At 34.7% G+C, this 23,170-nt stretch carries 22 protein-coding genes and 2 pseudogenes; 4 read left to right on the top strand and 20 right to left on the bottom strand.

Going from position 1 to position 23,170, the window contains the following annotated elements; all coding sequences use genetic code 11:
* Positions 1–116 precede the first annotated feature (116 nt).
* A complete protein-coding gene (locus WKU33_RS09435; protein WP_156854479.1) occupies positions 117–509 on the top strand; it encodes a helix-turn-helix domain-containing protein in 393 nt (130 codons plus the stop codon).
* A gap of 515 nt (positions 510–1,024) precedes the next feature.
* On the opposite strand, the gene WKU33_RS09430 is transcribed toward WKU33_RS09435, so the two are convergent.
* Together WKU33_RS09430 and WKU33_RS09425 are read right to left on the bottom strand one after the other, a co-directional pair.
* A complete protein-coding gene (locus WKU33_RS09430) occupies positions 1,025–2,422 on the bottom strand; it encodes a sodium/glutamate symporter (protein WP_340454270.1) in 1,398 nt (465 codons plus the stop codon).
* Between the two features lie 46 nt (positions 2,423–2,468).
* Positions 2,469–3,419: a hypothetical protein gene (locus WKU33_RS09425; RefSeq protein WP_370459684.1), complete on the bottom strand. Its 951-nt coding sequence runs from the start codon at positions 3,417–3,419 to the stop codon at positions 2,469–2,471.
* 174 nt (positions 3,420–3,593) lie between these two features.
* Between WKU33_RS09425 and WKU33_RS09420 the strand changes: the two genes are divergently transcribed.
* Both WKU33_RS09420 and WKU33_RS09415 read left to right on the top strand, forming a co-directional pair.
* Positions 3,594–4,658: an NAD/NADP octopine/nopaline dehydrogenase family protein gene (locus WKU33_RS09420; RefSeq protein ID WP_198042549.1), complete on the top strand. Its 1,065-nt coding sequence runs from the start codon at positions 3,594–3,596 to the stop codon at positions 4,656–4,658.
* Positions 4,659–4,803: 145 nt separating this feature from the next.
* On the top strand, positions 4,804–5,652 hold the full coding sequence (locus WKU33_RS09415) for a MurR/RpiR family transcriptional regulator (protein WP_156854473.1): 849 nt from the start codon (positions 4,804–4,806) through the stop codon (positions 5,650–5,652).
* 1,535 nt (positions 5,653–7,187) lie between these two features.
* Here WKU33_RS09415 and WKU33_RS09410 read toward each other — a convergent pair.
* The 6 genes from WKU33_RS09410 to WKU33_RS09385 all read right to left on the bottom strand — a co-directional run bounded on the left by WKU33_RS09410 (position 7,188) and on the right by WKU33_RS09385 (position 14,057).
* Positions 7,188–8,252 (bottom strand): NAD/NADP-dependent octopine/nopaline dehydrogenase family protein, encoded by a 1,065-nt coding sequence (locus WKU33_RS09410; RefSeq protein ID WP_156854471.1) that lies wholly within the window; start codon positions 8,250–8,252, stop codon positions 7,188–7,190.
* 29 nt (positions 8,253–8,281) lie between these two features.
* Positions 8,282–10,240, bottom strand: a complete 1,959-nt coding sequence (locus WKU33_RS09405; RefSeq protein ID WP_340454265.1) for a TRAP transporter permease — start codon at positions 10,238–10,240, stop codon at positions 8,282–8,284.
* A 35-nt stretch (positions 10,241–10,275) separates the two neighbouring features.
* Positions 10,276–11,340 (bottom strand): TAXI family TRAP transporter solute-binding subunit, encoded by a 1,065-nt coding sequence (locus WKU33_RS09400; protein ID WP_340454264.1) that lies wholly within the window; start codon positions 11,338–11,340, stop codon positions 10,276–10,278.
* A gap of 16 nt (positions 11,341–11,356) precedes the next feature.
* Positions 11,357–12,082 (bottom strand): GntR family transcriptional regulator, encoded by a 726-nt coding sequence (locus WKU33_RS09395; protein WP_340454262.1) that lies wholly within the window; start codon positions 12,080–12,082, stop codon positions 11,357–11,359.
* A 12-nt stretch (positions 12,083–12,094) separates the two neighbouring features.
* The gene (gene argH / locus WKU33_RS09390) at positions 12,095–13,597 is read right to left on the bottom strand and encodes an argininosuccinate lyase (RefSeq protein WP_156854463.1); all 1,503 of its coding nucleotides are present in this window, start codon (positions 13,595–13,597) and stop codon (positions 12,095–12,097) included.
* A 136-nt stretch (positions 13,598–13,733) separates the two neighbouring features.
* Positions 13,734–14,057: a hypothetical protein gene (locus tag WKU33_RS09385; protein ID WP_340454259.1), complete on the bottom strand. Its 324-nt coding sequence runs from the start codon at positions 14,055–14,057 to the stop codon at positions 13,734–13,736.
* A gap of 647 nt (positions 14,058–14,704) precedes the next feature.
* Between WKU33_RS09385 and WKU33_RS09380 the strand changes: the two genes are divergently transcribed.
* Positions 14,705–15,277, top strand: coding sequence for a sigma-70 family RNA polymerase sigma factor (locus tag WKU33_RS09380; protein ID WP_232334288.1), 573 nt, complete (start codon positions 14,705–14,707; stop codon positions 15,275–15,277).
* Between the two features lie 557 nt (positions 15,278–15,834).
* Here the strand turns inward: WKU33_RS09380 and WKU33_RS09375 are convergent.
* The 12 genes and pseudogenes from WKU33_RS09375 to WKU33_RS19080 all read right to left on the bottom strand — a co-directional run.
* Positions 15,835–15,936, bottom strand: a pseudogene (locus WKU33_RS09375) (transposase); the annotation flags it as partial.
* Between the two features lie 216 nt (positions 15,937–16,152).
* Positions 16,153–16,284 (bottom strand): annotated as a pseudogene (locus WKU33_RS09370) (tagatose-6-phosphate kinase); the annotation flags it as partial.
* A 92-nt stretch (positions 16,285–16,376) separates the two neighbouring features.
* Positions 16,377–16,619, bottom strand: a complete 243-nt coding sequence (locus WKU33_RS09365; RefSeq protein WP_255454320.1) for a class II fructose-bisphosphate aldolase — start codon at positions 16,617–16,619, stop codon at positions 16,377–16,379.
* The gene (locus tag WKU33_RS09360; RefSeq protein ID WP_255454322.1) at positions 16,606–16,707 is read right to left on the bottom strand and encodes a class II fructose-bisphosphate aldolase; all 102 of its coding nucleotides are present in this window, start codon (positions 16,705–16,707) and stop codon (positions 16,606–16,608) included. Before WKU33_RS09360 ends, WKU33_RS09365 begins: the two co-directional genes overlap by 14 nt.
* 82 nt (positions 16,708–16,789) lie before the next feature.
* Positions 16,790–18,208, bottom strand: coding sequence for a PTS galactitol transporter subunit IIC (locus WKU33_RS09355; RefSeq protein ID WP_156854459.1), 1,419 nt, complete (start codon positions 18,206–18,208; stop codon positions 16,790–16,792).
* A 28-nt stretch (positions 18,209–18,236) separates the two neighbouring features.
* The gene (locus WKU33_RS09350) at positions 18,237–18,539 is read right to left on the bottom strand and encodes a PTS fructose transporter subunit IIB (RefSeq protein WP_156854457.1); all 303 of its coding nucleotides are present in this window, start codon (positions 18,537–18,539) and stop codon (positions 18,237–18,239) included.
* Positions 18,539–19,015: a PTS sugar transporter subunit IIA gene (locus WKU33_RS09345; RefSeq protein WP_340454254.1), complete on the bottom strand. Its 477-nt coding sequence runs from the start codon at positions 19,013–19,015 to the stop codon at positions 18,539–18,541. The genes WKU33_RS09350 and WKU33_RS09345 overlap by 1 nt, the downstream gene beginning before the upstream one ends.
* Before the next feature lie 47 nt (positions 19,016–19,062).
* Positions 19,063–19,578, bottom strand: coding sequence for a galactose-6-phosphate isomerase subunit LacB (gene lacB, locus WKU33_RS09340; protein ID WP_340454252.1), 516 nt, complete (start codon positions 19,576–19,578; stop codon positions 19,063–19,065).
* A gap of 13 nt (positions 19,579–19,591) precedes the next feature.
* Positions 19,592–20,020: a galactose-6-phosphate isomerase subunit LacA gene (gene lacA / locus WKU33_RS09335; protein WP_340454250.1), complete on the bottom strand. Its 429-nt coding sequence runs from the start codon at positions 20,018–20,020 to the stop codon at positions 19,592–19,594.
* 11 nt (positions 20,021–20,031) lie between these two features.
* Positions 20,032–20,799 carry a DeoR/GlpR family DNA-binding transcription regulator gene (locus WKU33_RS09330; RefSeq protein ID WP_340454249.1) on the bottom strand — a complete coding sequence of 256 codons (768 nt, stop codon included), beginning with the start codon at positions 20,797–20,799 and terminating at the stop codon, positions 20,032–20,034.
* 195 nt (positions 20,800–20,994) lie between these two features.
* Complete coding sequence (locus tag WKU33_RS09325) at positions 20,995–21,903, bottom strand: HAD family hydrolase (RefSeq protein WP_340454248.1); 909 nt, start codon at positions 21,901–21,903, stop codon at positions 20,995–20,997.
* Between the two features lie 602 nt (positions 21,904–22,505).
* Positions 22,506–22,697: a UTRA domain-containing protein gene (locus WKU33_RS19080; RefSeq protein ID WP_445321691.1), complete on the bottom strand. Its 192-nt coding sequence runs from the start codon at positions 22,695–22,697 to the stop codon at positions 22,506–22,508.
* Positions 22,698–23,170 lie beyond the last annotated feature (473 nt).

Genomic DNA, 23,170 nt, shown 5'->3' with positions numbered 1-23,170 from the left:
TTATATACAACATTTAGTTGTTTGTAAATAGATAGACCAATATTTTGTTGTAAAAAATAAAAAAACTCCTTTCTAAAGGTATAATTTCGTTGTAAGTTAGAAGGGGGAACTTAAGCATGGAAGTGTTTAACGAAAGACTAATAGACCTTCGGATTGAATATGGGTACAAGCAAGAAGAAGTAGCTAAAGAGCTAAATGTTACAACAAGTGCTTATGGTTACTATGAGCAAGGTAGAAATCAGCCTTCTTTGGAAACACTTTATAAAATTGCCTGTTTCTTTAATGTATCCATTGATTATTTACTAGGAAAGATTGATACCCCTAATCATGCTACCACTCATCTCCTCACTGAAAAGCTAACACTAAATGAATCGGAGCTAGATGTGATCAATAAAATAAAAGAGTTAAATCTTCTTGAAGAGCTTGGAAAAGATCCAGATAGAAATGTCGGACGATTACACCGTTATTGGGAATTTATAAAGAATGAATTGGCATTAGAGAAGGATTAGCAATTCAAAATAAAAAGTAGCGATATACACAATGGTATGTGTCATATCGCTTTTCATTTTCAATAGACACAAGTTTCTCTTGTATAAATCGAAAACTTATTCAGAAAGCAATATGTACTCACCAGAAAAAAGAAAAAGAATCTCTTAAAGATGAGATAGATGAATTAAATGAAAGTAATTCAACACTTACTGATTAAGTAGCCCGTCTCGAATCAGAGCTAGACAGTTCCCCAGAAGAATAAACAAATGCAGAAACTGTACCTGTTACTTGTGAGTGATCAATAAGTAGGGGGGATTAAACAAACCCACACGAAGGCACATGTGTGGGTTTGTTGGATGCTTATCTATAATGTTTGCTTATTTGGAAAAGAAATATCACTTCGCAAAAGTATCTTTATCTCTATCCCTCTTTCTTATAGGTAAGTTTCTTCGGGATATTCGTGATATTCTAATTTATTAACGGATTTATTTTCTTCGTACAATGACTTAATTCCTCATTATTTACCCTTTTAACTTTAAACTACATTTCGATTTGAGGAAGGCACGTCTTTTTTATCTTCTTGTGGTTTTTGAATTAAACCAAGTAACTTACCAATTATTAATAATACAATCAGTATAGCTAAGGATGATATGCCTACTATTAAAGAACTGCTGCTTAACATTAGAACTGGTACCATAGCTGTTATTAATCCACCACCCAAAAAAGGACTATAAAATGGTGCTCTTAATGCAAAACCCTTACCAGAATCTGTTTTCATTTCTGGATCTACGGTTCGCAATAACATTAGCCCTATAGCAGTCACTCCTGTATAAGCTCCATAATGTACGATTGAATGTTCAAACCAATCCTCTGGGAAGAATCGTCTTCCCAGATAATAAAAGTACCAAATCATCATGCCTAGTGTAATACCAGATAGAATTATTAATGGAAGTGCATATTCAACAACAATAGGAATTTGTATCGATGCTACTGCCCCCAGTACAAGAAAGTCTAATGCAATCCCTTGAATACGGTTCATTGTGTTTACGTCTATCATTTCAAAATACTTTGTTCTCGATATAATCATATTAATAATATATCCACCAATCATAGCCATTGGGAAAAGTGGTATTCCCGGAACAAATACTGCGATTGCTTGTTGCATAAACCAACCAAGAAGTATCGCAATCGAGATAAGACCAGCGTGGAAAGCAAAACCTTCTACTAAATCTGGATTTAATGTGTTCACTGAACTTGATTTTTGGTTGTTTAACGGAATGACATCGCTATCTTTATTTTTCATTTCTTCCGGTTTTTTTATAACTGACGTATATCCTTTTTTAACACCGTGGTTTATCATTATAATTCCGGAAATTATTCCAATCACTATTCCAAAAGTAGCAGATGTAACACCCAGTGAGGCACCATCAGACCAATTCAGGTTATTATAAACCTCAATCATACCGGCTGCAGTTCCGTGTCCACCTGCCCAGCCCACTTCAATAATAGAAGCAAACATTTCATTTAAATTAAATAATGGTATTAAAATCAAAGATGCAATAATAAGCGGTATTGACAATTGTAGCAGACTACCAGTATAGCTATATAACAAATGCCTACCTACTAACTTCCCAGTACCACTTTGTTTTTCGTTCTTCATTCCCATAAGCATGGGAGCGAACACAATTGATATTAATATTCCTGCTAACGCTCCCCAAGTATTAACCATTTCTTCAGAAAAAAGTTTGACTCCGTATGGGCCTAAGAGTAAACCTATAAATCCAGCTAACAACGATGCTGGAATAAAATACTTCTTCAATACTTTTATCTTTAATCTTAAAAACGTAGCAAAGACTAAAAGTAACCCCATAACTGAAAAGTAAAATAATAGGCTATTAAGCGTTCCTGATGTTATTGCCTCTGTTGGTATCATGCCTTCCCCTCCTTATATTAGCATCTTTGTAAGCACTTACAACACATTAAGCAAAAGTCGGATTTCCCCACATATTTAATTGTTTACCAATTTTTTTCTCCACTGCTTTTTCATAAACAACCGATGCTAATGCAACATCTTGAATCCCCATTCCTACACTATTAAAATATATAAACTCATCGTTGTTCATTCTTCCATGTTTAATATTATTGACTATTTCACCGAGTTGAGCATCAATCCTACTTTCATTAAATTCCCCTTCAGCATACATCAAAGAAATAGTTTCGACACCTCTATGTTTTAGTTCCTCCCAATCATCAACTACGATTTTATCTGCTTTTTCGATGACTTCATATTCACATTCATGACTTCCAACATGTAAATATAGGGATCCCTTATCAATCCATTCATATTTTACTATTGGAGTTTTAGAAACTGTTGCAGTAATGAAAACATCAGATCCTCTTACTGCTTCCTCAGCTGTATCAACTACTTTTATTGGTAAATTTACTTTCTCGTTCATTTCTTCTGCAAATAGATGGGCACGTTCTTTATTAAGGTCATTTATTTTCACTTCGGTTAAGTTTTTCAAAACACTCTTCATAGCCATTAATTGTGTTTTATTTTGCGCACCTGCACCAATCAATCCCAAAACTTTAGAATCTTCTCTCGCTAGATATTTAGCAGCGACACCTGAATTTGCTCCAGTTCGCATCGCGCTTAATAACATACCATCCATTATCGCTTTAGGAAACAGGGTTTCATAATCATTTAATATAATAATCCCCGAAGCCCTTGGTAATCCATATTTATCGGGATTAGTGGGAGAACTGGAAATCCACTTTATACCAACCGATTGAAATTCACCTCCAATAGAAGCTGGCATTGAATTTACTCTCCCACGTGTGGTTTCTGAATCTATGTCTCCCCAACGCAATACACTTTTATTGGGTAGTACATAATCTTCTTTTTGATGCAATGAAAAAACGCTCTCCATTACTTCAATAGCAAGAGACATATCCTCTCCCCCACACTTTTTTACATCCTCTTGGTTTAAAAACAATACATTTGAAAACAAATTACTTTCCCCCTTTTCAGAATTAGTATATAATTTAATTTATCACAATTATTCTTGCAAAGCAACAATAATTATTGTTTAGGAGGAAATAAATTGGAGATTCTCATTATAGGGGCTGGTAATGGTGGTCTAGCATTTGGAGGAATGCTTATTGAAAGGGGGTTTAAAGTTAATTTATTTGACAACCAAGAGAGTGTTGTCCAGCCAATTAAGAAAAACAATAAGAAGATAACAATCATTTCTAATGGAGTTTCTAAACAAGTAAAATTTAATTTGGCTACAAATAATCTGCAAAGAGGTATTAATAATGTTGATTATATATTTATAGTAGTTCCAGCTTACGCACATAGATCTGTTGCAATTGATTTATCAAAAGTTATAAAGGAGAATCAAGTTGTAGTATTACATCCGGGAAGAACTGGTGGGGCAATGGAATTCAAAAAAATATTTAACTCAGTAGGAAAAAAGAACATTATAGCCGAAGCGGAAACCATGTTATTTGCTGCTAGAAAAAACAGTTCAACTGAAATAGTAATTCATGGAATCAAAAAAAGTGTAGGTATAGCCTCACTTCCTAAACACGCTTCCCAGGAAATAAGCAATAAATTAAATAAACTTTTACCACACTTCCATAATAGTATTGATGTGATATCTACCAGCTTAAGCAATATTGGAGCCGTTTTTCATCCCATCCCTTTTTTATTTAACTTAACCAGAATCGATAACAAAGAAAGCTTCAAATATTATCATGAAGGTATCAGTCCATCAATTGCTAATTTATTAGAGTCATTAGACAAGGAAAGGCTATCAATAGCTCAAGCCTTTGGATTACAAATACCTTCTGCAAGGGAATGGGTTAATTTTAATTATGGAGTTGCTGGAAAAACTCTGTACGAATCAATACAAATGAACAATATCTATAAAGACATCCTAGCTCCCACCGAGATAAACTCAAGGTATATTATGGAAGATATTCCTATGGGGCTTGTACCGATGAAAGAATTAGCACAGATAATTGATTTAGAAACCCCAATAATAAATTCTATAATTAATCTAGCCTCAAAATTATACAACTTTGACTTTATAAAAAATGGAAGAAGGATAGAACACATGGAAATTGAGCCAATGTTCCCCGCTCTTCCTAATATCAATAAATAATTATATTTTTCGATTCATAGTAAAATCATTAGTATCACATTAGATAATAATTTATTAATCCCATTGATTTTTTATATTTTGTAACACTGTTGATTTAACTATGTTAGGATAGAATTAATGAATAAAGTATACTGGAGAGGTAGCTATGTCATTATTTGAGAAGATTCAAGTATCGTTGGAGACACTTAGTGAGGCAAAAAAAAGAGTAGCTTACTATGTTTTAGATAATTGGTTAGAAGCAGCTTTCTTACCAGCATCAAAAGTGGCAAAAAATGCTAAAGCTAGTGAATCTGTTGTTGTTAGGTTTTCGCAGGACTTAGGGTTTTCTGGATTTCCAGATTTTCAAAAAGAACTACAAAAAATATTAAAATCTAGATTAGCTTATCCTGCTAACGAGCAGATAAGTGCATCTAAAGACTTTAAAAATATAAACGCAGATCTACTCAATGTCTATAATAAATCATTAGAAAATATAGATGATGTATTTAAAAATAATTCCATTAATATGTTTGTTAAATTTATAAATAAAATTAAAGATGCAGCAAGAGTTCTTATATTAGCTAGACAAAACTCTTATGGGCCGGCCTATACATTAAACGTACACTTAAATGAACTCTTTGGTAATTCAAAAATTATGGATGGAGAATCAGTTGAATCATTAGATTATATTCGAAAGTTAAATGACAAAGATCTAGTGCTTTTCATTTCAATTCCATCCTATTCAAAAAGAATGAGATTGTATAGTGATTATTTAAATGAAAAAGGTATTCCACAAGTTGCAATAACAAACTCACATAGTAATAATATAGGTAAAAATGCTGAAGTTTTGCTCTTAACGAGTGTGGATTCTCATTCTTATTCCAATTCACATATAGGAACAGTATTTATTATTGATATACTTATATATTTATTTACTCTAGAAAATAAAGCCGAACTACTAAAGTACATTGAAGATACTAAACTACTTAACGAGCGATTTGGTATTACAGATTAATAATGTGTAATCATACTGATGCTTTTAAAAAACATTCATTTTGATCAGTTAAAAGTGAAAATGCATAGGTAAAGAATGGTGTTCCAGCCTGATCAGATCCCCGCCGATAATTAATGTTTAATCAATTATCGGCGGGGATTAAAAGGATACTCTGAAGTGTAAAATAAACTGCGAAGCAAAAACCGATGTACCTCATTCAAAAAGATAACTCCCTGGTTAGCTTCTATTTGTTGTTTAACCCCCTACCTATTAACGAACTAAATAAATCTTTTTCTTCACTCATGGATAAAGATATATACCGAAACATTTCATCGCCTGGTTAAATTTTGTTTTTTCAAAAGGAAAGTACTTATTCTCTATTACTGATCGATGAAAAAAGTAAACCGGTCTGGTATTAATTTTTATTAACTGCTCCTCTTCATATAGCAGATTTAAATAATGACTAATTGTATTTCTTTTTAAGTTAAAATACCTACTTACTACTTACCGAGGCAGCCGTAAACATTTTTAAGTCACTATTTTCTGATAAGGTGTATGTTAGCTGTTAGCTGCTCCAAATGATTTAGTATTTCATCTTTTAACAAAGAAATCACCTCTCCATTCCTAACTGAGTATTGCGGACGATTTTTACCAGCTGTGCGGTTCTTTTTACCATGCTTTGCGATGAAATGTACCAGTCTTTGCGGAAGAGTTTACCAATGATTACGAAAGACATAGCATAGCCCTCTTTTTCCCATGTTTTTAAACACTCAGGACACAATTTCAATCCACCATTGCCGAATGAAAAACCAGTATACACGCTCTAGTATTTAGCAACAATACCACCACCCTTGACCTTGTTTGTGTCCGTGGTAGTGGATTTGATGGCGAATGGCAGAAATAAAGCCTTTACGGCCCATTCGCATCAATAGCTTACCACGGACAATCACTTCTAAGTTCCGCTGGCGGGGCCCCGACCCCTTCCAGCGATCACTAAGAAGTGGCACGGCGGTCAAGGGCAAGCAGCTAAAGCTGTGGTTAAAATAGTGTTTTATTCAAGTGAGTGTACTGGTTCATTCTTTTATCACAATAGAATTAAAAAATTGCACAACTGTGTTAATCCGATGTTGTTACCGGAATAAAGGGGAGCTAATGGTAATCGGTTCCGCAAAGTATGGTAAACTCCTCCGCAAACATTGGTAAAAAGAACTGCAAAGGTGGTACAAATTGAATGCAATAATCACTAACTAAGTACCTATTAAATATTTTATCACTTTTACTGTAAATTTCATCTATAGTTCGAAAACATTGAAATAGTCTATTACATACACGAGCCATTGTGAATTTCGATGATACTACTTCTTACAAATTGAAGTGAAATCGACTCAGTCAAACAAAAAAAGGAAGAGCATGGTTGCTGCAACAAAGGAAAAAGTAGCAATATGGCACATACCATTGTGCATATCGCTACTTTTAATTTTTTCATTTTCTTCAACTTTAGGAGATCCTATTTTTATCACTTCTTTTGAAACTATCTATATATTCTACTTAGTAATTCAATAATTCAATAGTTCAATAATTTCACCTTTTGTCATATCCTTTAACCCGAACCTTTCTAATTTAACTCCACTTTCCCTTAAGTCTTCACCAACAGCTATTTCTGCTAAGTCAATAAGCAAATCTGTACATGGTGTTAGTACATCTAATGCTGTTCCCAATTCAGAGATAGGGACAAGGCCATATGGAATGTCTTCATATATATAACGGTATTTTAAGGTTGTAGGAGCTTTTCCTGTCTGATAAGCTTTGTTTTTATTAATTGCCTCATATAATGTATTTTCTTTCACACCATAAAAACGATGAAGTAATTCTAAGGAGGAGGATAATTCAACACCAATTGTTTTACCGAGGGCTAAACGTTCCGCTTCTAATTTCTCCATCACTCTTACAACGGATGGTGAAGCACCCTCTGGATAAAAGTAAAAGTCTTTTTCAGATTCAATCCAACCTACATTCATAAGAGTTATAGGGGTATGAAATATCGGATTCACATTATTTAAGGATGTTCGAATCACACTTTTTTTCGGTAATAATTGTGGATATATTTTTTCCAATTTTGATTTCACTTGCCCCACGTCTTCGGATGGATAAGTGGCAAACTCTAATTTTTCTTTAACCCCTCTTACTGTGACATAACCAGGCTTATTATACCTACATGCATAGATTAAAGACTCTGTTTCCGCAACGTAAACTCGCTTATTATTCCCCGCTCTATCTAGCACTTCGGAGAACTCCAATGCTCCCCAGTAACCAGGAAAAATTAGAATAACTTGACCGTCTTGAACGTAAGGTGCAACAGATTCAGCAACCTTGGAATGGGAGTTTGCATTGGTCGTACACATGATAACTTCCGCATCTTCTAGTGTTTCTATAAGATTAGTAGTAGCCTCAACAGGTGCAAACCCTTTAATCATACCATCACAATGAATTCCTCCTACATTATTTAATTCTGAAATTAAGTTTTCATTTATATCGTATAGTTTCACCTTATGACCTTCTAATGTAAGGTGAGCTGCCATTGTTTGACCACCATTTCCCGCTCCAATAATTGCAATATTCATCTTTTTAACTCCTCCTTATTTAATAAACATTATGCTATTTTTTCACCTTTTACGGTTTGATACTTGTAAACGCTATATCTTAAGATAAAAGAAACTAAAATTAGAGAAAACCCTATTAAATCACTAATAACACCTGGGTAAATTAATACTATGGAGGCAATGAACAATAGACCCCGTAACACCATATTTGCTTGTTTCCCCCAGAACCAGCCTTGTAAAGCACATCCTAACACGAAGACACCTATTAAAGATGTAGCTATTGATAACGCTATTGCAGTCGGTGAACCAATCCCTAATAACGATGGACCATATACGAACATGTAAGGGATGATAAAAGCAACCAAGCCTAGTTTTACAGATGTAAATGAAACCTCTAAAGGCTTTGCTTTCGCTATTCCCGCACCTGCGTACGATGCCAAAGCAATAGGTGGAGTAATTGCAGATAGACATGCAAAGTAAAATACAAACATATGAGCTAGTAGCAGATCAACTCCTAGTTCAACGAGGGCAGGTGTAATAACTGCTGCTGTAATCAAATATGCTGCCGTAGTGGGTAATCCCATACCCAAGATAATCGTAGCTATCATTGTTAGAACTAAGGCAACCGGCAACATATCTCCAGCTAATGAAATAATTACACTAGCAAATTTTAAACCACTACCTGTCAGATTTAAGACTCCAATAATAATTCCAGCTGTTGCACATGCTGCAATCATTTGTAGAGCATTTTGAGCTCCACTCGAAAGCGCTTCCACAATTTTCTTTAAGTTCATTCTTGTATCTTTTCTAAATAACGAAACGATAATACATGTAGCAATTGCCCAGAGTGCAGCTCTTATCGGGCTGAACTGTAGAATAACCAAGATAAAAATTAAAACAAGTAAAGGAATGATTAAATGAAATCTCTTCATAACTTCAGCAAGTTTAGGTAATTTAGAAGCGGGTAATCCTTTAAGTCCCTTCTTAGCTGCTTCAAAATCAACCATAATTAATATCGATGCGAAATACAATAATGCTGGAATAATTGATGCTATAACAATGGTTGAATAGGGCACGCCAACTAACATAGCCATGATAAAGGCAGCAGATCCTAATATAGGTGGCATAATTTGTCCACCGGTAGACGCTACTGCTTCTACTGCTGCTGCAAATCTCGCTTTATATCCTGTTTGCTTCATTAGTGGAATAGTAAAGGCCCCAGATGATACAACGTTTGCGACGGAATTCCCTGTTATGGTTCCAAATAACGCACTTCCTACAACAGCAGTTTTCGCTGGACCACCTCTTGTTTTACCTGTCAAACTCATGGCAAAATCAATAAAGAATTTCCCTGCCCCAGATACCTGGACAAATGAACTAAATACAATAAACAAAAATACGAAGGTAGCGGAAGCTGCTAATGGAACACTGAATATAGCATCCATCCCCTTTAAATAACTGATAATGCGATCCCAACTATAACCTCTATGCCCTAAAATTCCAGGTACATATTCACCGAATCTAGCATATATAATGAATATTACTGCAATTATGGGCAAAAGTAATCCACATGTACGCCTCGTTATCTCTAATACAACCAATAAAATACCTGTGCCGACTATTACATCCCAATTTGTCGGGTTAATTCCAATACGATAAACTAACTCATCACCATTAATGATTAAATAGCCAGTTGCCCCTATGATTAGTAGAATTAAAGTTGCATCTAATAGATTAATACTATCCCTCTTACTCTTTTTACTCATTGGATATAAGAATAATACTAATACAGCCCCCATTCCTAAATGAACTGAATATAAAACCCAAGGAGTAACAGGTTTAATCCCCAAAGCGTAAATATGAAAAAGAGACATTGCTACTGCGATTGATACGACGATATAACGATACACTTTTTTTAAATCTCTTGTGTTACTCTCGCGATCCAGCTCCTGAACATCTTTATAATTATCTTTATCTTGCTTAACAGAATCACCTTGAAATTCATCCATAATAAGGCACATCCTTTACAGAGTAATTGATACTACTAGTCATTCTTCTCGGGAGGGACAAGTTCATCGGAAATTTCAATTCCTATTTCTTTATAATACTTATATGCTCCCGGATGAAGGGGCATCCCGTTATGAATCACATTTTCGGCTAATGTATCCTTAGAAGTAGGATCAACATTTAATAATTGTTGATGATTTTCAAAAGTTTGTTTCACAAGTTCATATACTAACTCTTCTGAAAGTTCTAGAGAGGCTATCGCCACGTTCCAAAAAGCTATTTGTGTAATATCTTCATCTAAATCTTTATACATATCTGATGGAACCTCATAAGTAGTCCAATATGGGTAGTCTTCTAGCATTTTATCTATCTCTTCATCGCTTAACTCGATATGTCTTACATCATGGGTAGCTTCTAAATCCAACATAAACGGACCTGGCGCTCCTGCAACTGCAAAGTTAGCATCTACTAAACCATCTTTTAGATTATCTACTTGAGTATTAGTTGGTAATGCACTTATTTCTCTCGTTTCAATCCCCAAATTGTCTAAAACGGCACGTCCCGCTATATCACTTGTTGATCCTGGGGGACCAACGCTAATATGTTTCCCATTAATATCTTGAATTGTTTCAATTGGAATATCTTGTAAGCTATACAAATATAAAATACTCGGATACATAGGGAAAAGTGATCCGAAATTATCATATTTTTTATCTGCCCAACCTATTCCTTCATAAGCCTCGCCACCGAGCCAAGTTGTAACAAAACCGATGTCCATTTCTCCCTGATCAATCAATTGTACATTGGTTACTGGGCCTCCTGTTACTTCGACAGATATATCTAATCCCGGAATACTATCACCCATTATCTTGGCCCAACCGCCGCCCCAAACATAATAAGTTCCTCCTTGACTGGAGGTACCTAATAGCAGTCTGCTCTCCTCATCTTTTAAACTAAAGTCAGAAACTGCCACCGATACCGCATCATCTACCTCTAAGTCTTCATTTTCTTCTTCACCTTCATTCAATTCATAGCCACAGCCAGCAAGTACGAAAACAACCATTATACTAATTGTAATAATGAATAAGTTTTTTTTAATCAATATACTCTCCAACCTTTCACATTTGATTTACGGGCTGTTCCGATTTCAGGAATATTCGACACCTATCTCCTCGAATGATACTAATTGTTAAAACTACAGGTTCTTCGTTAAATTGCTTTGCAATTCTTGTTATTTTCAAAGCTGGAGTCACTGGTTCTACATCTAACTGGCTTGCCTCATATTCATCCACGATCACAGGATCTATATAACTTTCCGCATTAACAATCTTGATACCATATTCATCAGCTAGTAAATCATGTAACCTCCCATCAAATGTATGATCGGTAAAATTCGGAACTAAGTCAGAAGCTATATACGATTTTTCAATTGCTACTGGTTCTTCGTTGGACAATTGAATATATCTGATACGAGATAATTCATATACTTTCTGTGTAGCGTCAATTCTTAATGACTCCCTGACAAAATCAGACGTTTCAATCTCCTTTAGCTTAACCAAAACGTGTTTATTCCCTAACTCTCTAGGTAAATAGAAATTTATGAAGTCTGCGGCAAGTTTTGGTTTCGAAACAAATGTCCCTCTGCCTTGTTTACGGTATAGTAAACCTTCTCTAACTAATGGTAATATTGCCTGCCTAACAGTTGATCTGCTGATATTATATTGTTCAGCTAACTCAATCTCATTTGGTATTTTTTCTTCCGGCTTCCAAACTCCCTTACTAATATTTTCTTTTATCAACTCTTTTAATTGGTAATACAAAGGAATTCCGTTATTCTCATCCATGTAATAACCCCCTCATACTTTATTTGCTGATTGAATTAAACGACTTACTTTCTCATCCAAGATGTCTTTACTATTTTCCACTTGTTTTTTCTTATTTAAATATAATTTTTGGTCTTCAACTAAGTTATTTTTCAATCTTTTTAACTGAAGTTTCACCTCAGATGGCGCAGGTCCTCCAAGTGTTTTCTTTTTCGATACATTTTGAAGAGGTTCTAATGCTAATTCAATAAGACCCTTCGAAAGGCTACCATCTTCCCCAACAACACTTTTATAAGCATATTGTAATATTTCTTGGTCATTATCATTTAATAATTCACTAGAGTTAATTTTTTGATTAACAAATTTAGCAACAACACCATGTGCCATTCTAAATGATAAACCTTCTTCTCTCACCAACATATTAGCTAATTCAGTAACTGTAGAAAAATTAGAAGCACAGCGTTTATATGCTAAATCTCTGTCCACTTTAATAGATGTTACAGTTACTTTCATTAAGATAAGTGCCTTCTTGGCTTCTTCTAATGCATCTTCAAAAAACTTTATACTTTCCACGCTACTATCTCTTGTATGACCGAATGGCGTATTTTTCAACGAACTGGAAGCCGAAACATATGCACCCTGTATATGTGCTGATTTAGCTTTAATATGTTCTAAAATAATTGGATTCTTTTTCTGTGGCATGATGCTGCTAACAGCAGCTATAGAATCCTCTAGTTCTATTAGTGAAAATTCTGCAGTAGTCCAAATATAAAAGTCATGGCTGAGCCTACTTAATGTTATTAATGTCGTATTTAGAGCTGAAAGAATTTCTAAAACAAAATCTCTAGAAGCTACACTATCTAAAGAGTTAAAGGTAATGTTATCGAAACCTAGTAATTCTGCTGTAAAAATCCTATCGATTGGAAACGATGTAGAAGCAATTGCTGCGGATCCTAATGGACTGAAATTAAGATTCTTATACGCATGTTCTAACCTTGAAAAATCTCTTTCCAACGAGAACAATATTCCGGAAATGTAATGTGCAAAAGTTATCGGTTCGGCTGGTTGCATATGTGTGTAGCCTGACATTACAACATCTACATTCTCATCCGCCAAATTTATAAGGCCACTACGTAATTCGTTTAAATCATTTAAAATTCCCAACACTTTTTCCCTAGTATTCATTCTAAACACCGTTGCATTTAAGTCATTCCTACTTCGGCCAGTGTGTAAACTTCCACCAATCTCCATTCCCAATTTTTCTACGATATAATTCTCGATATTGAAATATAAATCTTCAAGTTCTGGATTAATTTCTAAAATTCCATCTCCTGTTTCCTCCATTTCGTTTAATACTTCCAGTATCACCTTACCTTTCTCTTCATTAATGATGTTTTCATTAACTAACATGATAAGATGCGCCTTACTCGCAATAATCATGTTCATAAAATAATTATTAATATCATTTTGAATACTTGGAACGAAAATATTCTCAACGATTTCCTCTAACGGCTTTGTTTTTAATCTTTCTCTCATTCTTAACCCCTCCAAATGATATTTTTATAAATAATACCTTTGTACATATGTTAGTATGTACGTACAAAGTATTTGAAAAAATATTACCACGAGTTTAATTGAAACGCAATACTTTTTATAATAAAACTTTATTTAATTATCGGTATTTTTTAAAAATATTGATGACTTTAATTTCTTTCTTCGCTATTACATACCCCTTCATTACATAACGAAATAAAACGTTAACATCTGCAATCAATAAACAAGCCTGTACTGTTTCCTTATCCCGCACAAACTTACCAATTAAATAACCAGAGTCAAACAGAAAACTCCTCCCCCCTCTTACTTCAAACCTCTTTATACACGCTCTAATACGCTTAAATCTAGTGAGTGTATCAATCGTTTCCAGGCCATGTGCAGCAGCTACTATGTTTTTCCCTATCCTAGATGTGAAGATTATCTTTAATACCGTGACATTCACATCCAATGCCCCTTGTTTTTGATTCCTCTGGATTAAATGATGTTATGATTATTGTAAAAATTGATTACTATTCAATAAAAGCACCCTTCCGCAATAAGTCCCGTTAACGAAACAAAAGAAAGGTTTTAACTGACTCAAAAATACGGTCCGACCAAAGCAGAGGAAGGCAGTATGAATAGATGATGCACTGTTAGGAGTTAGTTAAGGAGTGAGCGCCATGACGTAGGTTGCATCATACATCTTACATACTTATTTGAAGAGATTCCAAATATGAACACAACAGATCAAATTAATTTCCGCCTATCCCACCGCTGATCTCAATTTTTCATCACCTTCGCATTCCACAGACACAACGTTTCAATCTATCAAATCTGCTTAACAATTATCTCTATCACTCCATGTATAATATTTTTTCATCAACAGGATCGACAATATTCGCTAACAATACCGAATAATGTCGAACGATTTTTAGAGGAAATACTTCAATTTCCCTTTACTTTCCGCTAATAATTTCCTATATTGTAAATAATGGGATATGCTTATAGTCCTAAAAAATTAACACCCCACTTCCTTTAGACTCACTTCACCCCTTTTTGCTGTTAATAGTCGATTATAAGTATAAATACATATACGAGGGAGATATTAACATGATGGAGAAACAGAAGTTTACGTTTGAGGAAATCTTTGAACAGAACGAACGCCGCATCCACTATCACCTCCACAAGTTAAACATCCGAGACCCCCACCATGAATTTTTCCAAGAAGGTTTAATTGGAATGTGGAAAGCTTATGAAAAGTATCAACCAAATAAAGGTCCGCTAGGTACGTATTTCAACTTCATGATTCGCAATCGCCTAATTGATTCGATTCGAAAAGAAAGTCGTAGAATAGAAAAAGAAGTGCTTGCCTCTAAAGACGAAGAAGGAGCATTCGATACAGAAATATTCCATAAGGCAAACAATGCAACCCTTGAGGGATCAAGTTTAGACGAACATTTAAAACATAACTCCGATCTTTGGAAACACATCAGAGACTTATTAACGGAGAAGCAATGGAAATGGCTAAAGTATTATGTAATTGAGGACCTGACAATAAAAGAAATTGCAAAACAAGAAGAGGCCTCTATTGAAGCAGTGAAAGGCTGGGCGAAAGAGGCGAGGAGGAAACTGAGGAAAGATACGGGTTTGAAGAAATTTATTTTAAATGATCTGGAGACGTAGAAGAGTAGTGTATAGAGTGTAGATTCATAGAATGAAACATATACGAGGGAAGCAATTGAATCTAGTGCTTTCCTCGATTTCTTTGACATGCTTACCATCAAAATGAGGATAAGTTTTGCAGTCAATTTTCTGGGCAATTAGGTGTAGCTAGTGAGTAGTTACTATAGTAAAAAGGAAGAAAAAGGCAGCATGATTTACACCTCACCTACACACATCTTCTACACGGACAAAAGTTAAGTCAGTGGTGGCGGATCTCCATATTTAAATATTATCTTTGGCTTAATCATCAACATTTATTGTATATTAATCCCCCGCATTTACTGGCTAATTCCGTCCGAAAAACTCAATTAATCCTTTATACAACGTCCTATCATTAGCTTTATAATAAACAGCTACCTCTAAAATCCCCTCCTTATAACCCAAGCTAAAAATATATAGTCTCCATAATCAAAAACGCTATACTTATTATAAATAGTTGATTGCTATTCAATTAAAACAGTCTTCTGTAAATCCTCGTTAACAAAACAACATTCCACTTGGTTGATGATGGATGCGTCCAGGTGTTTGCGAAAGTGAGTCATCAGGGATGCATCAAACGGCGTTTCCTCTTGAAAGGCAAAAAGACCAATAAAGTATTGAAGATACGGATTTTCCGTTATCTATGCAATTCATAGGATCAGATTGATCCGTCAATGTATCAATCAAACGTGTCTATGAGATCCCCCCTCACTCTTCGTACAATAATATCTCTTTTAATTCTATTTGTTCCACACACCAATTGACCTTTTCAGGATTAATATGTTCCTGTTTTCTCTTCCATCGCTTTCAAAACTCCCATCGATAAGGCATATGGAATGAGTTGTTTTGGATCATTCTCTTCTAACATTAAGACCTTTTCTACCAGTTGTCTTAGAGGTTTCTTTAACGCGGTTTCCTGAACAGACCTTAAAGTGTTCGGGCTTATAACTAATATCAACCGATGGATTTAATGTAACAGTTAAAATCATTCCAACACCTCTCCCTTAAGAAAAAGCAAGAACAGGGAATATAAAGCTTTTGTGCTTCACGCCCTGTTCCTGCTTTTTTATAATCTTTCCGCCTAGGCTTTACCATAACTTTTACAAATTAATATTTTCTCGATTACCGCTTCTTTCATTGCTGCTTTTGCAGGGCACATGTATTTTCGTATGTCCGTTTCGTTTGGATTTTCAATTAAAGACTCACGTAAAGCTTTAGTAAAAGGTTTTTTCAGTTCGGTAGATACATTTACCTTTGCACATCCCAATGAAATACATTTACGAACATCACTTTTAGAAATTCCTGAGGCTTCATGAAGAAACAATTGGGATATCAATTAAATTTTTAATTTTTTCTAAACGCTCAAAATCGATTTTAGGCTCCGTTTCATAAACACCATGCCCTGTTCCAATAGTTACTGCTCCTATTTACAATTGGATAAAGGCATATCAAGATAAAAACTGATATGCCCTCAAACTTTTGCCGATTCATTAATTAAGCAACTTCATTTTGCTCTTTCTTTTCATATTCCTTGTTTCGTTTTTTCATTTCTTTAACATACCAAGTGAAAAGTCCTATATATGCTGCCAGGGCTGCTAATGCAGCTAGAACTGAACTGAACTCAAATCCATCACTTGCTTTCCCCACCAAAATAGCTATAAACTTCTCAACAGGGCCTTCAAGTGTGGAATGCGTAATAAGTGCCCCGCCTTCTATTCCAGATGGCATTGCGCCAACATTGGCTGCAACATCCGTAACGAATGGTGCGATTGCTGTCCCTGACCATAGGAATACTGGAATCATAATTACACCGATCAAAATCATACGAATAATTTTACCACGGCAAACAACTAGCAATGCTGGAGTTAAACCGATAGCAATGATACCACCTAACGGAAGAATACCGTTGCCGGGTAAGAACAAGGCAATAATTAGCATAATTGGGGCTAAAACGTTAGCCGCAGCCCACATTTCCGGACGAGCCGCCAGGAATGGCCAGTCAATACCAATATTGAATGTTCTTCCTTTTAGACGTTTACTCATAAAATCGGTAATTCCCTTTGAAATCGGTTCCATCGCAGAAATAAACCATGTTCCAACAATAGAGAATAGCTCAAGTGCAGTACCGCCAATAAATGCTAAGGCAAAAATTTCTGTTGCTGATTGTTGTCCTAGGAGACCAACAAACGCGCCTAGATAGATACCAATTGCAAATTTACTTCCCCAGAAACCAATTTTCTCATTAAGCCAAGCTGCATCAAAGTCATATTTATCAAGGAAAGGTAAGACTTTATCGAAAAATCTATCAAACAGCATAATTAATGGGTTTAATAGAAAGTTCATATGAGTTGTTGTTGTCGGGTTTGATTTAGGCATACTCAATAGATCATTAAATGTAGGTTTCATTACATCGGCATTGATAAACTTCATAACACCCAGCACAACAACAAGTACAGTTGCAATGAAAAGATTGTTAGAATAATACATTACCAGTAAACCTGTAATAGACAAGTGCCAAAAATTAAATATATCAACATCGAGTGTATTCGTTTTGTTCATAAGGATTAAAACAAGGTTCACAATAACAAGAATCATTAAGAAGAACAAGGTATATGCAGAGCCCCAAGTAATTGTTGCAAGAGGGGCCCAACCCACATCGGTAATGTTCAATTCAATCCCAGTGGATTTTACGAAATCTTCTAAAGCGGGGGCAAAGTTGCTTGTTAGGATATTGATAACTGCACCCATTCCTGTTAAAGCAATGGCTAGTTTCAGACCACCCTCGAGGGCTTTACTTACCTTTACTTTCATCAGAATTGCAAGTAAGGAAAGTAAAATGAACATCATTGGTGCTGCACCAAGGTCAATGATTGGCTGGAAAATAGCATTAGCAAATTTGATTATTGCATCCATTGGTTATTGCTCTCCTTTCCAGAGATTATTATTTTCCTAACTCCTTGATAACGCTTTCTATTTCGGAAAAAACAGGGTCAGCCATAGCTGGAATACGATATAATATCGGACCAGCTTCAACTGTAGGTATTTTTACCTCGAAACTGAAATTAATTTTTGAAATCGGGGTAAAAATATCATACTCATCGATCATGTTCTTCGTAATGTCTTTTACTACAACTGCGTCAACTTTAACCTTATAACCTCTTTTCTTCATTTCCTCCTCGATAGCTGACTTGATTTGATGGCTTGAATTAATACCTGCTCCACAGGCTGCTAAAATTTTAATCATTATTCATCTCTCCCTATTAAAAATTTATAAATAGATTCAGCTGTGTCCAATTGTTCCAATGTCCTCATGTTCTCTTTATTTGTTATAAAAGCCATAATATTTGATAGTACATCTGTTTGATTTGTTTTTTCATTATTAATGATGAAAAATAGATATTTTACTCTTAATGTCTCATCAGGGGTAATCATATTATGAAACGTAATTTGATTATTCAATTTCACAAATACGATTGCTTTACTTTTACAATACTCTGTCTCCGTATGAGGTATCGCTACATTTGGCAATTGTTCAGCAACCGGTGCCAAATCTAATCCTGTTGGGTAATTCTTTTCTCTTTCTATAATTGCATCAGTAAACTGTTCATTTACAAGATCTTTCTTTAATAGAATAGCACCAATTTCTTTAAAAACTTCTTCCTGTGTCTGAGCGTCACTTTTTAAAATAAGTTCTCTATCATACAATGTATCAACTAACATCGACAGTCCTCCTTCCCAAAAAGTGAGGAAGTTCTTTTATTTCCTCACTAATCGTGATACTCACCGCGATCCCATTTTTCAATGAATTCATCGAAGTATTTTTGATTATTCATTTGCTCTGTGTTTTCAGCCAAAGCATCTATTTTTTCTATCATTCTTTCGTTTTCTTCTGTTTTGTTATATTCTGTTTCTAAAAATACATCTATAATATTCTCTATTAAACCCATTCCTACAATACGGCCACCTACAGCAATAACATTCGCATTAAGGTTTTCCCTAGCATATCTTGCTGTTTCCACATCAGCTACAAGTGCAGCACGTGCACCTTTCACCTTATTAGCGCTTACAGAAATACCTACTCCAGTTCCGCAAACTACAATTCCAAGGTCTGCTTCCCCAGAAACAACTTTTTCCGCTGTTTTCTTTCCGTATATTGGATAATGGGTACGCTCCTTATCATACGTTCCATTATCTATCACTTCATGATTTTTTTCCTTTAGGTACTTAACGAGATGGTTTTTCTCTTTTGTTACAATATGGTCGCACCCAATTGAAATCTTCATTTCCACTTCACTCCTAACACATTTTATTTAACATATCTACACGGATTTGATGTCGCCCACCGTCATAATCAGCTTCTATAAATGTTTTTGCTATTTTTTCTGCGAGTTTCTCCCCGACAATACCTGAACCAATAGTAATAATGCTTGTATTATTATGTCCGCGTGTCATAAAAGCTGAGTGTTCGTCTGTCGTATTCGCACAAATAATTCCTTTGTATTTGTTCGCTACCATTGACGGACCGACACCATATTCATCAATTACAATTCCCCTATCTGCTTTATTACCCTTGATTGAATCTATCACTCTAGTCGTTGCCTCAAAGAAATCCACCTCTTTTTCAGATGTTTCATCGTAAACATGATATCCATGTTCAGTGAGGTAGTCTTTCAGATGCTCTTTTAATTCAAAGCCTTTAGTATCACTGCCAATCGCTATTTTCATCCTCTTTCCTCCTAACTTTTTTCTTTTATAATTTTACATTTACCACGATAATAAGCTTCATATTGGGGTTTAATTTTCCAATCCGTAATAACCGCAGTAACATCAGTGACATTACTTAATACTTGAAATGCTTCAATCCCGAATTTTGTGTTGTCAACTAAAACATAGTTTTCATCTGAGTTATTTAGGATAATTTGATGTATAACTCCTTCTTCTTCCTCTGCGGTAGTAATATAATCACCTTTGATTCCATTAGCTCCGATAAAAACCTTATTAACTTTGATATCTCTAATCATCTTCCTAGTAAAATACCCAATAAAACTTCCTGTTCTTTCACGAAGTTTCCCACCAATCAATATAAGATCAAATCGGGAATCACTTTTAAAACGGTTAAAAATTGATATGGAGTTTGTGATAACCTTTACTGTATTTACATTAATAAAATCGTATATATACTCTGTAGTTGTCCCTGCGCCTATAAAAATTACATCTTCTTCTTTGATCAATCTTGCCGCTATCTTTGCGATATGTTTCTTCTCCTCAATGTTCAAGGACTTTTTTTGAATATGCGACAGTTCTATATATTGGCTGTTTTGCTTTTGAAGTTTCTTCGCGCCCCCATGGACTCTTACAATTAAACCATTATCTTCCAACTCTACTAAATCACGCCTAATCGTCATCTCTGCAACACCCAGCAACTCGGAAGCTTCGGAAACCTTCAAAAATCCCTTTTCTTCAACTAAATTAAAAATTTGTCGTTGGCGGTTACTCTTCAGCATCTCTTCCCTCCTTACATCCGTACAGGTTGTTTTAAAGTGTTCGATTTTGTTTACTAATGTTAGTATAAGTTAAGAAAGCGTTTTATTCAAGCAATAAAATGTTTGTTCAAACAATTTTCACAATCATACTTTATAAATACTATGAATTTTAGTAAAAATAAAAGAAGCTATCTAAATTAAAGATAGCCTCTTCTGTTAGTAACCTGAAAAATATCCTTTTTCCTTCCAGCCCTTCAGAAATAAGTATAAACCATGGTTATCATGAGTCTCCTTTGTTACGAAGTGCGCTTTTTCTTTTACAATGTCAGGCGCATTCTTCATTGCAATTGAAATCGAACACAATTCGAACATCGTCAAATCATTCTCACCATCACCAATCGCCATTACTTCAGTTGCGGATAAGTTAAATTGTCTAAGTAACATGTTTAAGCCTGTCGCTTTGGAAACATTCTCTCTCATCATTTCAACATTATGCAAGGTAGAAGAGGATGTAGAAAATAGTTTGATTTGTTTCATGTTATCAAGCATTTCTTTCCACTTCTCAATTTTTTCAAGGTACATACTAAAAAAATATATCTTTACAACATTTTTGTAATCTAGTTGATCCACCCAGCTAATACCTGATTCAATTGCTTTTTGTCTTGAAAAATATTCATTTTCTTTTAGAGTATCAGGCACTGATTGTTCGATTTCTGTTTCCATCATTTTTCTATCTTTTTCTAAAGCGTGTCTACCACATTGTTGAGAATGGACTTCATAATATACCTTGTATTTCTGTGCAAGCGCTATTACATGTTTTACTAATCTATCATCCAAATGATACTGCATAACTTCTTTTTCTCGAGTATAACATCCCATTCCATTAGATGTTACTGCACCGTCGTAAGGAAAATCATTCGGTATGATATCTTCTATTTCTTTCCTTGTTCTTCCTGTTACTAAAAATATTTTTATACCTTTTTTGCGTAGTTCGGATAATATTTCAATGGTATTTTCTTGGATTTGATTTTTTGAATCGAGAAGCGTTCCATCCATATCTAGAGCAATCGCTGTTATTATCATATTGGTTATATCTCCTTCATTAGCTTTTATAAAAAGTTTCAAAGAGTCGAAACGAATACTATTTTTCTCTCTCGTAAATCGTTACTCTTTTTACAACGCAATTAATACGTATGGACTTGGGTTATCTGGTGCAATATCTAGTTGGAGCGACTTCTTAGTTGCTAACGCTTGGCAAAGATAATATATAGCATGGCTAAATCAAAATCACTTTCGATTGTTTGATCCCCTTTATTCACCTCCCCCAATCAGCAAGCTCTTTTGTTTCTTCATTAACCTTATCTGCCAAAGTAATCACATGTATTTTGTCGTCTTTTGCTGCTATTTCTCTTAAAATTGTCCATATCATATTTTCGTGTCATGAGATAAAAATACAACGACAACAGTCCTCTCATTTAAAAATTGATTTTAGACCATATCGGAATCCCAATTGTAGAGAACTGACCATTTTTTCATATGGCTATATGGCTGGTTGTTGATAAATTTCCGTTGCAGTAATATGCGCATTTCTCTCTTTAAGTTCATTTTATGATATGTTAAACATTTCTTGAACCTCCCAATTATTTATTCCAAAGTGGTTACGTCGTTATAACCAGTTAGTTATTGTAAACTTACTTATACTCGCCTATGATTCCACCTAAGTTAACTCAACTGATTTTATCACCACGAGCAACACTTATCGTATACTCCACTAACTTGTCATCATGATAAGCCAAGCGCTTGACTAACATTGCCGGCTGACCCTCTTGTGTTTTTAAATGGCCTGCTTTCTCTTGCCGTATTTTTGTTGCATTAAAATGCTCAGTAGCTCTTGTGACTCCTTTCTTATATTTATCAATAAAAACCCTTGGTTATACCATTTACAGTTTTGGTAGCTTATTGTCCCAAGTGGTTATTACCACTCATTAAAAGCATAATGTAAGATCTTAATATTGTAAAGTTATTAAATTATATTTATTAGGTTCTGACCTGCTAAATATAAAAATAATGAACGAAAGTAAAGAAAGAAGAGCCACAGTACTATAACTGACTCTTCTTGTATTTCAAGTTCTTTTAAACTTTTTTAAAGAAAGATATTTCCAGTGATACTATTGGCGAGTCTTATCTCTTGGATAGTAAATTCTAATCCATTCACTTTCTTTATGATTTAACTCCATTATATACTTCCGTTCGATACATTCTTTCTATTTAAAGTATTCATCCCAGCTCCGTTTAAACCTATATAGGGGGATCGAGATTAATTTATATTCCCAATGCAAAATTAAAAAATATACAAAGATGGATACTGCATAATATACTTTCAAAAGCCCAT

Source organism: Oceanobacillus sp. HCA-5259, assembly GCF_037892815.1.
Lineage (GTDB): Bacteria > Bacillota > Bacilli > Bacillales > Amphibacillaceae > Oceanobacillus > Oceanobacillus indicireducens.
The sequence above is the reverse complement of the archived record's forward strand: the minus strand, read 5'-3'. Positions and strand labels throughout refer to the sequence as shown.

Bases quoted from the DNA above. Each gene is read 5' to 3' on its own strand.
- WKU33_RS09435 (WP_156854479.1), top strand. From the start codon at position 117: ATGGAAGTGTTTAACGAAAGACTAATAGACCTTCGGATTGAATATGGG.
- WKU33_RS09430 (WP_340454270.1), bottom strand. From the start codon at position 2,422: ATGATACCAACAGAGGCAATAACATCAGGAACGCTTAATAGCCTATTA.
- WKU33_RS09425 (WP_370459684.1), bottom strand. From the start codon at position 3,419: ATGGAGAGCGTTTTTTCATTGCATCAAAAAGAAGATTATGTACTACCC.
- WKU33_RS09415 (WP_156854473.1), top strand. From the start codon at position 4,804: ATGTCATTATTTGAGAAGATTCAAGTATCGTTGGAGACACTTAGTGAG.
- WKU33_RS09410 (WP_156854471.1), bottom strand. From the start codon at position 8,252: ATGAATATTGCAATTATTGGAGCGGGAAATGGTGGTCAAACAATGGCA.
- WKU33_RS09405 (WP_340454265.1), bottom strand. From the start codon at position 10,240: ATGGATGAATTTCAAGGTGATTCTGTTAAGCAAGATAAAGATAATTAT.
- WKU33_RS09395 (WP_340454262.1), bottom strand. From the start codon at position 12,082: ATGGATGAGAATAACGGAATTCCTTTGTATTACCAATTAAAAGAGTTG.
- argH (WP_156854463.1), bottom strand. From the start codon at position 13,597: ATGAGAGAAAGATTAAAAACAAAGCCGTTAGAGGAAATCGTTGAGAAT.
- WKU33_RS09380 (WP_232334288.1), top strand. From the start codon at position 14,705: ATGATGGAGAAACAGAAGTTTACGTTTGAGGAAATCTTTGAACAGAAC.
- WKU33_RS09355 (WP_156854459.1), bottom strand. From the start codon at position 18,208: ATGGATGCAATAATCAAATTTGCTAATGCTATTTTCCAGCCAATCATT.
- WKU33_RS09350 (WP_156854457.1), bottom strand. From the start codon at position 18,539: ATGATTAAAATTTTAGCAGCCTGTGGAGCAGGTATTAATTCAAGCCAT.
- WKU33_RS09345 (WP_340454254.1), bottom strand. From the start codon at position 19,015: ATGTTAGTTGATACATTGTATGATAGAGAACTTATTTTAAAAAGTGAC.
- lacB (WP_340454252.1), bottom strand. From the start codon at position 19,578: ATGAAGATTTCAATTGGGTGCGACCATATTGTAACAAAAGAGAAAAAC.
- lacA (WP_340454250.1), bottom strand. From the start codon at position 20,020: ATGAAAATAGCGATTGGCAGTGATACTAAAGGCTTTGAATTAAAAGAG.
- WKU33_RS09330 (WP_340454249.1), bottom strand. From the start codon at position 20,799: ATGCTGAAGAGTAACCGCCAACGACAAATTTTTAATTTAGTTGAAGAA.